The sequence below is a fragment of the Streptomyces filamentosus genome (genome assembly GCF_014654895.1).
Taxonomy (GTDB): domain Bacteria; phylum Actinomycetota; class Actinomycetes; order Streptomycetales; family Streptomycetaceae; genus Streptomyces; species Streptomyces filamentosus.
The window spans coordinates 467,723-479,701 of the sequence record NZ_BNBE01000001.1; the positions used below are offsets into that span (position 1 = coordinate 467,723).

The 11,979-nt window shown below is 75.0% G+C and carries 10 protein-coding genes; 4 read left to right on the forward strand and 6 right to left on the reverse strand.

Annotation, left to right across the window (positions count from 1 at the left end; all coding sequences use genetic code 11):
• Positions 1 to 594: a (2Fe-2S)-binding protein gene (locus IE326_RS02105; protein WP_150235672.1), complete on the reverse strand. Its 594-nt coding sequence runs from the start codon at positions 592 to 594 to the stop codon at positions 1 to 3.
• A 2-nt stretch (positions 595 to 596) separates the two neighbouring features.
• On the reverse strand, positions 597 to 1,487 hold the full coding sequence (locus IE326_RS02110; RefSeq protein WP_150235674.1) for an FAD binding domain-containing protein: 891 nt from the start codon (positions 1,485 to 1,487) through the stop codon (positions 597 to 599).
• Positions 1,488 to 1,799: 312 nt separating this feature from the next.
• Here IE326_RS02110 and IE326_RS02115 point away from each other — a divergent pair, with 312 nt between their 5' ends.
• Together IE326_RS02115 and IE326_RS02120 are read left to right on the forward strand one after the other, a co-directional pair.
• Entirely contained in the window at positions 1,800 to 3,494 is a 1,695-nt protein-coding gene (locus IE326_RS02115) for a PucR family transcriptional regulator (protein ID WP_190040667.1), read from the forward strand.
• A gap of 400 nt (positions 3,495 to 3,894) precedes the next feature.
• A complete protein-coding gene (locus IE326_RS02120; RefSeq protein ID WP_373310150.1) occupies positions 3,895 to 4,698 on the forward strand; it encodes a hypothetical protein in 804 nt (267 codons plus the stop codon).
• 13 nt (positions 4,699 to 4,711) lie between these two features.
• Here the strand turns inward: IE326_RS02120 and IE326_RS02125 are convergent, their stop codons facing one another.
• Both IE326_RS02125 and IE326_RS02130 read right to left on the reverse strand, forming a co-directional pair.
• Positions 4,712 to 6,304, reverse strand: coding sequence for a WD40 repeat domain-containing protein (locus IE326_RS02125; protein WP_190040668.1), 1,593 nt, complete (start codon positions 6,302 to 6,304; stop codon positions 4,712 to 4,714).
• A 150-nt stretch (positions 6,305 to 6,454) separates the two neighbouring features.
• Positions 6,455 to 7,345 (reverse strand): GntR family transcriptional regulator, encoded by an 891-nt coding sequence (locus IE326_RS02130; RefSeq protein WP_373310151.1) that lies wholly within the window; start codon positions 7,343 to 7,345, stop codon positions 6,455 to 6,457.
• 194 nt (positions 7,346 to 7,539) lie between these two features.
• Between IE326_RS02130 and IE326_RS02135 the strand changes: the two genes are divergently transcribed.
• On the forward strand, positions 7,540 to 8,412 hold the full coding sequence (locus tag IE326_RS02135) for a (2Fe-2S)-binding protein (protein WP_190040670.1): 873 nt from the start codon (positions 7,540 to 7,542) through the stop codon (positions 8,410 to 8,412).
• Positions 8,413 to 8,607: 195 nt separating this feature from the next.
• Positions 8,608 to 9,696: a DUF2637 domain-containing protein gene (locus IE326_RS02140; RefSeq protein WP_150235682.1), complete on the forward strand. Its 1,089-nt coding sequence runs from the start codon at positions 8,608 to 8,610 to the stop codon at positions 9,694 to 9,696.
• A gap of 37 nt (positions 9,697 to 9,733) precedes the next feature.
• Here the strand turns inward: IE326_RS02140 and IE326_RS02145 are convergent, their stop codons facing one another.
• Together IE326_RS02145 and IE326_RS02150 are read right to left on the reverse strand one after the other, a co-directional pair.
• On the reverse strand, positions 9,734 to 10,072 hold the full coding sequence (locus tag IE326_RS02145) for an ATP-binding protein (protein WP_308440297.1): 339 nt from the start codon (positions 10,070 to 10,072) through the stop codon (positions 9,734 to 9,736).
• Between the two features lie 150 nt (positions 10,073 to 10,222).
• On the reverse strand, positions 10,223 to 11,965 hold the full coding sequence (locus IE326_RS02150; protein ID WP_150235686.1) for a pyruvate dehydrogenase: 1,743 nt from the start codon (positions 11,963 to 11,965) through the stop codon (positions 10,223 to 10,225).
• Positions 11,966 to 11,979: the final 14 nt, after the last annotated feature.

Consider the following 11,979-nt stretch of genomic DNA (forward strand, 5'->3'; position numbering starts at 1 on the left):
TCAGACCGCCTCTCCCTGACGCTCCTGGCGCGCGGCCGCCAGGCGGACCGCGTCGAGGATCTTCTCGTAACCGGTGCAGCGGCAGAGGTTGCCGGAGAGCGCCTCGCGGATGTCCGCGTCCGTCGGGGACGGGTTGCGCTCCAGCATCTCGTCGGCCGCGACCAGCAGGCCGGGGGTGCAGAAGCCGCACTGGACGGCGCCGGCGTCGATGAACGCCTGCTGGATCGGGGAGAGTTCGACGCCCTCGCCGGTCTGGGAGTCCTGCGGCTTCGCCTCCCACTTCTTGGCGGAGTCGATGGAGGTGCCACAGGCGCCGGAGGCGCAACCGCCGTGCTCGGCACGCTGCTTGGCGTAGTCCGCCAGCCCCTCGACCGTGACGACCTCGCGGCCCTCGGCCTGACCGGCGGCGACGAGACAGGAACAGACCGGCACGCCGTCGAGGCGGACCGTGCAGGAACCGCACTCGCCCTGCTCGCAGGCGTTCTTGGAGCCGGGCAGGCCCAGGCGCTCGCGGAGGACGTAGAGGAGGGACTCGCCCTCCCAGACGTCGTCGGCTTCCTGCGGACGGCCGTTGACGGTGAAATTGACGCGCATGGTCATGCAGCTCCCTCAAGCGGGCGGCCGGTGCCGCGGTACTGCTCCCAGGTCCAGCCCAGCTGGCGGCGGGCCATGATGCCGACGGCGTGGCGACGGTACTTCGCGGTGCCGCGGACGTCGTCGATCGGGTTGGCGGCGCCCGAGCACAGGTCGGCGAACTGCTTCGCGATCGACGGGGTGATGATCTTGCCGTTGTCCCAGAAGCCGCCCTCCTCCAGGGCCGCGTTCAGGAAGGACTCGGCCTCCTTGGCGCGGATCGGGGTGGGCGCGGCCGAACCGATGCCGGTGCGGACGGTCCGGGTCTCCGGGTGCAGTGCCAGGCCGAAGGCGCAGACGGCGATGACCATCGCGTTGCGGGTGCCGACCTTGGAGTACTGCTGGGGGCCGTCCGCCTTCTTGACGTGGACGGTCTTGATGAGCTCGTCGGGCTGGAGCGCGTTGCGCTTCACGCCGGTGTAGAACTCGTCGATCGGGATGAAGCGGCTGCCGCGCACCGACTCGACCTCGACCTCGGCGCCGGCGGCGAGGAGGGCGGGGTGGGCGTCACCGGCCGGGGAGGCGGTGCCGAGGTTGCCGCCGACTCCTCCCCGGTTGCGGATCTGGGGGGAGGCGACCGTGTGGGAGGCGAGCGCCAGGCCCGGCAGCTCGGCCCGCAGGTTCTCCATGATCTGCGTGTACGGAACGGAAGCGCCGAGCCGGACGTTCTCCTCGCCGACCTCCCACTCGCGCAGCAGCTCGATGCGGTTCAGGTCCAGCAGGTACTCGGGTCGCCGGTGGTCGAAGTTGATCTCGACCATGACGTCGGTACCGCCGGCGATGGGCACGGCTGTGGGGTGCTCTGCCTTGGCGGCGAGCGCCTCCTCCCAGCTGGCGGGGCGAAGGAAGTCCATGGTGGCTCTCTTCTAGTGATTCTGGTGGGGGTCGGACGTCTGGGCCCTGGGGGACGTTCGGCCCTCGACTTCGGTGTTCATGTCCTGTTCACGCGGTGTGTGGCCTAGTACACAAGCCCGCCGACCCGGTGTGCAGTAACCGAAAACATGAAGGAGTTGGCCGGTGCCCCGGCACGTCTTGTAGATTCGAACGAAAGGCGGACACCTGTCACCTCGCTGTTTCCCCCTGGAAACGGTGACACCACTCCGCCGACCCCACCCGTCGACTATGCGACAACCCCACCACCCACTCGAAGGAACGGCGGCGACACCATGCGGCTGCGCGCACTGCTGGAGAACGACGCGCTCGGGCTGCGCCTGCTGGGCGGCGAGGACGAGCTGGACCGCTCGGTCCGCGGCGTGATGACCACGGACCTCAAGGACCCCAGCCGCTACCTGTCGGGCGGCGAGCTGGTGCTCACCGGTCTGGCCTGGCTGCGGGAGCCGGCCGACGCCGAGCCCTTCGTCCGGATCCTCAGCCAGACCGGGGTGGCCGCGCTCGCGGCCGGCGAGGCCGAGCTCGGCGACATCCCCGACGATCTCGTGACGGCGTGTTCGCGCCATCGCCTGCCGCTCTTCGCGGTCAACGAATCCGTTGCGTTCGCGACGATCACCGAGCACGTCGTCCGCCAGGTCTCCGGCGAGCGGGCCGGCGACCTGGCGGCCGTCGTGGACCGGCACCGGCGCCTGATGACCTCCGGTCCGGCCGGCGGCGGCCCGGAGGCCGTCCTCGACCTCCTCGGCTCCGACCTGGACCTGCGGGCCTGGGTCCTGTCCCCCACCGGACGGCAGATCGCGGGCGCCGGCGAGCCCCTCGACCCGGCCCTCGCCGCCGGCCTGGCGGGCGAGCACCTGGCCGCCACCCGGACCGGCCGGCGCGGCCCGCACCGGCTGACCTCGCACGGCACGGCGTACTCGCTCTTCCCGATCCGCAACACCGGCCGGGCCGCCGGGCCCGCCGCCCGGGACGTGCGCGAGACGGTCCTGTCGGACTGGCTGCTCGCCGTCGAGGCCGACGCCGGGGACTGGCCGGCCGCCCGGCTCGACCTGCTCCAGGGCGTCACCCAGCTGATCTCCGTCGAGCGCGACCGGCGCGACGCGGCCCGCACGGTGCGCCGCCGCCTCGCCCAGGAGGTCCTGGAGCTGGTGCAGACGGGTGCCGCGCCCGCCGAGATCGCGGCCCGGCTGCGGGTCGCCGCCCCGGTGCTGCTGCCCGGCCTCGGCGCCGCCCCGCACTGGCAGGTCGTCGTCGCCCGCGTCGAGTGGGACCAGGACGGCGGCCAGGCCCCGATCGAGGCCGGCCCGGTCACCCAGGCGCTCCTGGAGGAGATCCTGGTGGACCCGGCGACCGCCGGCGCCGAGTCCGCCGACCGGATCGCCGTCGCCCACACCGGCGACGAGGCCATCGCGCTGGTGCCGCTGGCCGGCGGCCCGCTCCCGGAGAGCGAGGACGACGGCCCGGCCCCCGCCCTGGGCCTGCACGCGGACGCCCTGCTCGCGGCGGTACGGGCTCCGCTCTCGGCGGGCCTCGCCGACGACGGGCGGCTCACGCTGGGCGTCAGCGCCGCCGTGCACTCGGCGGAGGGCCTGCGCGGCGCCCTGGAGGAGGCCCGGCACGCCCGCCGGGTGGCGGCCGCCCGCCCCGGCCGGGTCTGCGCGGCGGGCCACCACGAGCTGGCCTCGCACGTGCTGCTGCTGCCCTTCGTCCCGGACGACGTGCGGCGCGCCTTCACCGCCCGGCTGCTCGACCCGCTGCGGAACTACGACCGGCGCCACCGCGCCGAGCTCATCCCGACGCTGGAGGCGTTCCTGGACTGCGACGGCTCCTGGACGCGCTGCGCGACCCGGCTCCACCTGCACGTGAACACGCTGCGCTACCGGGTGGGCCGGATCGAGCAGCTGACGGGCCGGGACCTGTCCCGCCTGGAGGACAAGCTCGACTTCTTCCTCGCCCTGCGCATGAGCTGACGCCCGCGTCACGAGGTGACGCCCCGCGCGCGAGCCGACGCCTCCTCATGAGCCGACAGCCCCGCGCGGGCCGGCGCCGTCCCGCCCTCGGCCGGGTGCCTTCCGGAAGGCACCCGGCCGCTTGCGGAATTCACTCCTTCGGCTGAGTCCTGAGGGGTGGGACGAGGCCCCTCGGCGCACCCTTCCGCCGCCGCCCCGCGCACCGCCGCCCTCCCTGATCACCCCCGTGATCACGGGCCCCGGCGGCCCCCGACGGCCCCTCCGCCCCGGCTCCGGCGGCGCGCCCCACCCGCTCCGCGGCTTTGTGAAATTTTTCACCCGACCCCTTGGCCGGGTACTCCCCTTCGTGCTGAGATGCCGTCCTACTCAACAGCTCGATGGCGCGCTCGGGGAGGGCAATGTGGCGGACACCGCCATGTCTGGTTCCGAATCAGGGGGCGGCGGAGACCCGTCCCTCGCCCACGGCAAGGAGACTCCGGTGGAGACCGCCATATGGCGGCTCCGCTCCCGCGGCTGCTGGGCCGACGCGGCGGCGCTGCTCGCCCCCCGCGCCCACGAACCGGCCGCCGCGCTCGAACGGGCCGCGCTGCTGATCGAGCGCTGCCTCTACACCGAACAGGGCTGGGCCGAGGCCGAGGAGGCGCTGCGCGCCGCCGAGGCGGTCGCGAGCAGCGACGAGGAGCGCGGCGCGGCGGCCTGCGAACGCGGCTACCTCGCCTACGCCTCCACCCTCCTCGGCGTGCGGGACCGCGCCGACGAGGCCCGGATGGCGCTGGGCCGGGCCGCGGCCCTGATCGCCCCCTCGGCGGCGGGCCGTCCGCTGCTGGACTACCGGCGCGGGCTGATCGCGCAGAACCTCGGCGACTCCCCGCAGGCGGCCAGGGCCGCGTACCGCCGCGCGCACGCCGGGGCGACCGCGCAGGACGACCGGCTGCTGCTCTCCTCCACCTGGCGGCACCTCGCCGGACTGGCCCTGCGCGAGGGCGAGTTGGCGGAGGCCCGGCACGGCTTCGCCGAATCGCTGCGGATCCGGGAGGAGTTGGGCTATCTGGTCGGCACGGCTCCGGCGCTGACCGCGCTGGCCGACACGGAGACGGAACCGGAGGCGGGCCGGCTGCGCGCCGAGGCCCGCCGCCTCTTCCGCCTCCTGGGCGGCGTGCCGACCTGGCTGGCCGGCCAGCTGACGCCCCGCACCGCCATGTGACGGGGCGTCACCCTCACCGCGGTTCGAGGCAGACGAGGCTCTCGTCGGTGCCGACGACGAGCGCCCCGGTGGCGGTGACCGCGACGGCGCGGACCGCCGGGCCCGGCCGGAAGGAACGGCGCCGGCCGCCCTCGGCGGGGATCAGCTCGACCCGTCCGTCCGCCCAGGCGGCGGCGACGAGCGGGCCGCCGGGGGCGGGGGCCGCGTGCAGGGCCACGACCGGCGCCCCGCGCTCGGCCAGGGGCTCGGGGACGGGCGCGCGGCCGGGGGTCCACAGCCGGACGGTGCCGTCGGCGCCGCCCGAGCAGACGAAGGGGGTCTCCGACTCGACGGCGGTCACCGCCGTGACCCGGCCGCTGTGCGCGGCGGCCTGGTGGAGGCCGGTCACCCCGAAGGCGTGGACGGAGCCGAGCCGGTCCCCCACCACCACCGAGCCCGCGATGGCCGCGAGGGCCGTGCCGGGGTGCCGGGACAGGGTGGTGGAGACGGCCTCGGTCAGCCGCTCCAGATAGGGCGGCCGGGGGGCCGTGCCCGGCACCGTGTGCAGCCGGCCGCGTTCGTCGAGCAGCAGCACCGTGCCGTCCGCGGTGGGCGCGAGGGCCGTGATCCGGCCGCCGGCCCGGTGCGCGAGCCGTCCCTCGGGGGCGGCGTCGGACTCCCGCACCAGCCGGACCGTGCCCGTGCCGTCGCCGACCAGCAGCAGTCCGGCCGAGGGGCCCCCGGCGGTGGCGCCGAGCACCGCGACCGGTCCGGGCCAGGGCGGGGCGACGTCGCCGCGGTGCCGCGCCCAGCGCATCCGCCACGGCGCGGCCCCGGCCCGCGCGGCGAGGGCGGGCCGCAGCCGGGGGTCGGCGCCGTCGCCGAGCGCGGTGAGCAGCACCAGGGCCCGGCCGGCCGGGCCGTCCGCCGCGCACACCGCCTGTCCGGCCCGCAGCCAGGCGTCCCGCAGCCCGCCGTGGTCCTCGGCGCGGGCGGCGTAGCCGGTGGTGACGAGCAGCGGGTCGGCGGCGCAGACGGCGGCGGGGTCGGAGAGCTCGGGCAGCGGGGGCGAGGGCGGGGCGGACGGGACGGGCGGGACGTCCCCGTCCCCTTCGAGGTCGACGACGGTGGTGCGGGCGGCCCGGGGCGGCCGGGTGCCGGTGCGGACCTCCACCACCAGCCGGATCCGGCCGATCTCGGCGAGCCCGGCGAGGAGTTCGGCGACGGCCTCCGGCTCGGCGGCGGCGTGCAGGTCGGTGAGGAGCAGGACGGTCCGCCCGGCACGGCGGGCCTCGCTGGTGGCGAGGGCGGGGGCGAGGTCGGCGGGGGTCCTGGCGACCACGCCCAGGCGGTCGGCCAGCGTCCAGGCCACGCCGAGGGCGCTCTGCCCGGCGAGGGGGACGAGGACCCGGGCGGTCCTGGTCCGGCCGCGCCGGGCCCGGGTCTCGTGCCCGGCGAGCCAGCCGAGCAGCGCCGTCTTCCCGCTCCCCGCGCCCCCGGTGACCAGGCACAGCCGGGGCGCGTCCGGGTCGGTGAGCCAGCCGAGCAGGGCGGTGGCCCCGGGGTCCGCACCGCTGCTGGGGGAGGGTCGGCGTCCGTCCGCGGGGGACGGGGTCGCGGACGGCATGGGGCACACCTCACGGGTGACGCGGTACGGGCTGACGCCCCCGACCTTAGTGGGCCCCGGTGACGCGGGGCGCCCCCTCCGCCGCACCCCTTCCACCGCACTTTCCGGCCACTCCCCGGACGGCGCCCGGGGAGCGCCCCGCTCCCCCTCTCAGGCTCCGGCGAAGTGCTCCCGCACCAGGGCCTCGACGACCGGGAGGTCCTGGGCGGCCAGGGCGTCCAGGAGCGCGCTGTGCTCGGCGGCGTCGGCGACCAGGTCGGCGTGGCGCGGGACGGGGGCGCTGAGGAGGGGCCACTGGGAGCGGCGGTGGAGGTCGTCGGCGATGGCGAGGAGCTGCTCGTTCCCGGCGAGGGCGAGGACCGCGTGGTGGAAGGCGCGGTCGGTCTCGGCGTAGTGGGCGCGGTCGCCGCGGGCCGCCGCGGCGCCGGTGGCCTCGGCGAGCGGGCGGAGTCCGGCCCAGCGCGCGGCGGGGACGGTGCGGGCCAGCCGCAGCATGACCGGGACCTCGATGAGGGCGCGGACCTCGGCCAGCTCGGCCAGCTCGCGGGGGGTGCGGACGACGACGCGGAAGCCTCGGTTGGGGACGACCTCGACGGCGCCCTCGACGGCGAGGCGCTGCATGGCCTCGCGGACGGGGGTGGCGGAGACGCCGAAGCGCTCGCCGAGGGCGGGGGCGGAGTAGACCTCGCCGGGCCGCAGCTCCCCGGCGACGAGGGCGGTGCGCAGGGCGTCGAGGACCTGCCCCCGGACCGAGTGCCGCCGCACGGCCCGCGGACCGCCGCCGGGCAGGGGGGCCTCGCCGTGGGTGTGCTCGCCCCGCGCCTGCTCGGGGACCCGCGCATCCCGCTCCGCCTCCGGTACGCCCCCTGGGCCGCCGGCCTCGCGAGCGCCGCCGCCGGAGCCGTACGCGCGGGGGTCGTGCGCACCGGAGCCGTACGCGTCGGAGGCGTACCCCCGCGTCCCGTACCCCTCGGTTCCGGGGACGCCGAATCGCACGGACGGTCCCTCCGTCGCCCGCTCGCGTGCTGCGCCCTGCTCCACCCGGGTCCTCCTGCGGCCTCGTGCCGGGCCCGGCTCGCGCCGCCGGGATCCCCTGTGCACCATAGGCGAACGGACCGTTCCGCGGGATCGCGCCCTTTCGGCGCAGGTGGGAGCGGGTCCGGTGGTGGTGAGACGTGATGCCGTTTCGGGTAAGGTAAGGCTAACCTGCTAACGATCGCGATTCGGTGGCCCCCATGACCGTCCCCACCCTGTTGCCCTCCCTCCCCACCTCGCCCGTCGCGGCCTCCTACGCCCGGCTCTCCGAGGCGTTCCCCGGCCTGCGCGTGGAGGAGACGGCCCGGGGCGCGCGGCTGCCGCGCGGCGCGGGCTGGGTCCCGGCCGAGGACCTGGCGGCCGGCGGGCCCGCCCTGGACGCCTTCCTCGCCTGGGACAACGCGCAGGTGCTCCGGGACCACGGCCGGCAGGCCCGCCCCGACGTCGTCGCGAGCTTCGGACTGCACCGCTACGCCTGGCCCGCCTGCCTCCTGGTGACCGTCCCCTGGTTCCTGGAGCGCCGGGTCCCGCGCCTCCCCGTCGGCGCGGTCTCCTTCCAGCGGGTCCTGGGCCGGATGGCGGTCCGCGTCGAGGAGTTCGCCTGTCTGCCCGGCGACCCCGCCGCCGCACTGCCCGGCGCCCGGGTGGTGGCGGACGAGGAGGCCCTGCGCGCGGAGGTCCGCGCCTCGCTCTCCGCGCACTTCGAGGCCCTGCTCGACGGCTTCGGCCCGCGGCTGCGGCGGGGCCGCCGGGCCCTGTGGGGCATGGTGACGGACGAGGTCGTGGAGGGCCTCTGGTACGTCGGCACCCTGCTCGGCGAGGAGGAGCGGGCCATGGCCGAGCTGGAGGAGCTGCTGCCCGGCACCACCGGGCGCAAGCCGGAGAAGCCGTACGCGGGCGGGGCGGGCTTCCGCGCGCTCCCGGGGTCCGAGGGGCCGGACGGCGTCCCGCGCGCCACCCGGGACCGGGCCGCCTGCTGCTTCTTCTACACGCTGCGCCCCGAGGACACCTGCCTCACCTGCCCGCGCACCTGCGACGCGGAACGGGTCCAGCGGCTCGCCGCGACCGCCTGAGGATCACACCACCCGCAAGGGTGATGCGGATCGAACTCAACTCGCTTTCCACGCAAGGATGTTCGACAAGAACGTACCTATTCGTGCGCCCTGGGTCCCCGTTGGCGTGCTCTTGCGCCGAAACCCCCCTGGGTCCCCCGGTCGGTCGGACAGTATGGGCGGCCAAATGCCCCACTGCGATGCGAGGGACACCGCATGAGACTGACCGACATATCGCTGGACTGGCTGCTTCCGGGCGGCGTGATGGTGGCCGGAGTCCTGACGGCGGTTGCGGTGCTCGCGCGCGGTAAGCGCGCCGGTGACCAGGCCGCGGCCGAGGATTCCTGGGAGCGCAGCGAGGAACGCCGCAGACGCAAGGAGGCCATCTACGGATTCGCCTCCTACGGACTGCTGTTCTGCTGTGCCGCGGTCGCGGCGGCGCTCTCCTTCCACGGGCTCGTCGGCTTCGGCCGGCAGAACCTCAACCTGACGGGCGGCTGGGAGTACCTGGTGCCGTTCGGCCTCGACGGCGCCGCGATGTTCTGCTCGGTGCTCGCCGTCCGCGAGGCCAGCCACGGCGACGCGGCCCTCGGCTCCCGTCTCCTGGTCTGGCTCTTCGCGGGCGCGGCCGCCTGGTTCAACTGGGTGCACGCGCCGCGCGGTCTGGGCCACGACGGGGCTCCCCAGTTCTTCTCGGGGATGTCCCTGTCGGCGGCGGTGCTCTTCGACCGGGCGCTGAAGCAGACCCGCCGGGCGGCGCTGCGCGAGCAGGGCCTGGTGCCCCGCCCGCTGCCGCAGATCCGGATCGTGCGGTGGCTGCGCGCCCCCCGGGAGACCTTCGCGGCCTGGTCGCTGATGCTCCTGGAAGGCGTGCGGACCCTGGACGAGGCCGTGGACGAGGTCCGGGAGGACCGGCGCGAGAAGGAGCAGAACCGGATCCGCCGGCGCGAGCAGGCCAAGCTCGACCGGGCGCAGATCAAGGCGCTCAACCGCCAGCACCGGGCCTTCGGGCGCGGGCGCCAGGTGGAGGTGGCGGCGCTGGGCGCCGCCACCGGGACCGGCGGGGGCCAGGCCCCCGGGTCCGGGTCGGGTTCCGCGACGGCCGCGGTCACCGCGGGCGTCGCGGAACCCGCCATAGCGGACCCGGGACAGCTGCCTCTTCGGCCCCGGCCCTCCCTGCAAGCCGTCAGGGCGAGTAGCAGGTCTCGGACGGTGGACCTCACCGCCGAGGACGACACGCAGGGACTGCCCCTGCTCGACGACCTGGAGGCGAAGATCTCCGAGATGGAGCGGAAGCTCGGCTGACCGGCCGACCGCTCCGCCCCGGACGGCGGGGCCGCCCTCAGGCGGCCCCGCCGTTCAGTTCGAACCAGACGACCTTCCCGGTGCCGCGCTCCTCGATCCCCCAGGAGTCGGCGAGTTCCCTGACGAGGAAGAGCCCCCGGCCGTGCGTACCGTCGTCGGCGGGCGGTACGAACGGCTCGGTGAGCCCGGGCTCGAAGTCGCGGACCTCGACCCTCAGTTGCTCCGGCTCGACGGTGGCGCTCACCACGGCCCCGTGACCGGTGTGGACGAGGGCGTTGGTGACGAGTTCGCTGGTGAGCAGTTCGGCCACCTCGCCGGCGCCCGGTCCGCCCCAGGCGGCCAGCAGCTGCCGTAACGCGTGGCGGACCTCCGGCACCGCGGTCAGGTCCGTCCCCCCGACCTTCCTGAGCAGTTGAGTCGGTTGTCGTGCCTTCCCGGCCATAACCCCCACCCGTGTTCGCGTCGAACAGGCTCACGGGAAAGCCTGCCCCGCGGGGCCTGGGGCATGCGCCGGACCCGCGGGTCCTCAGGGGCGCGGGACGTTGCGCAGGTTGGACCGGGCCATCTGGAGCATCCGGCCCACTCCGCCGTCGAGGACGATCTTCCCGGCGGAGAGGGCGAAGCCGGTGACCATGTCGGTGCTGATCTTCGGGGGGATGGAGAGGGCGTTGGGGTCGGTGACGACGTCGACGAGGGCGGGGCCCTTGTGCTTGAAGGCGTCCTTGAGCGCGCCGGCGAGTTGTTTCGGCTTCTCGACGCGGACGCCGTAGGCGCCGGCCGCGCGGGCGACGGCGGCGAAGTCGGGGTTCTTGTTGGTCGTGCCGTACGACGGGAGGCCGGCGACCAGCATCTCCAGCTCGACCATGCCGAGCGAGGAGTTGTTGAACAGCACGATCTTCACCGGGAGTTCGTACTGGACAAGGGTGAGGAAGTCGCCCATGAGCATGGAGAAGCCGCCGTCGCCGGAGAGCGAGACGACCTGCCGGCCGCGGTCGGTGAACTGCGCGCCGATGGCCTGCGGCAGGGCGTTGGCCATGGAGCCGTGACTGAAGGAACCGATGATCCGGCGGCGGCCGTTGGGGGTGAGGTAGCGGGCCGCCCAGACGTTGCACATGCCGGTGTCGACCGTGAAGACCGCGTCGTCGTCGGCGAGTTCGTCGAGGACGGAGGCGACGTACTCGGGATGGATCGGGACGTGCTTCTCGACCTTGCGGGTGTACGCCTTGACCACGCCCTCCAGGGCGTCGGCGTGCTTCTTCAGCATCTTGTCGAGGAAGCGGCGGTCGGTGCGCTCCCGGATCCGGGGGGTGACGCAGCGCAGCGTCTCCCGGACGTCGCCCCAGACCGCGAGGTCGAGGCGGGAGCGGCGGCCGAGGTGCTCGGGGCGGACGTCGACCTGCACGATCCGGACGTCGTCGGGCAGGAAGGCGTTGTACGGGAAGTCGGTGCCGAGCAGGATCAGCAGGTCGCACTCGTGGGTGGCCTCGTAGGCGGCGCCGTAGCCGAGCAGTCCGCTCATGCCGACGTCGAAGGGGTTGTCGTACTGGATCCACTCCTTGCCCCGCAGGGCGTGGCCGACGGGGGCCTTGAGGCGCTCGGCGAAGCGCATCACCTCGGCGTGGGCGCCCGCCGTGCCGCTGCCGCAGAAGAGCGTCACCCGTTCGGCCGCGTCGATCATCCGGACCAGGTCGTCGATCTCGGCGTCGCCGGGGCGGACGGTGGGCCGGGAGGTGACGAGGGCGGAGCCGGTGGTCTTCTCCGGCGCGGGCTGGTCGGCGATGTCACCGGGGAGGGAGACCACCGAGACGCCGCCGCGGCCGACGGCGTGCTGGACGGCGGTGTGCAGCAGCCGGGGCATCTGCTTCGGGTTGGAGATCAGCTCGCTGTAGTGGCTGCACTCGCGGAACAGCTGGTCGGGGTGGGTCTCCTGGAAGTAGCCGAGCCCGATCTCGCTGGACGGGATGTGGGAGGCGAGGGCGAGCACGGGCGCCATCGAGCGGTGGGCGTCGTACAGGCCGTTGATGAGGTGGAGGTTGCCGGGGCCGCAGGAGCCCGCGCAGGCGGCGAGGCGGCCGGTGATCTGGGCCTCGGCTCCCGCGGCGAAGGCCGCGGTCTCCTCGTGCCGCACGTGGATCCAGTCGATGGCGGGGTTGCGCCGGATGGCGTCGACGACCGGGTTCAGGCTGTCGCCGACCACCCCGTACAGCCGCTGCACCCCGGCGCGGACGAGGATGTCGACGAATTGTTCCGCTACGTTCTGTTTGGCCATGGGTCCATCAACAC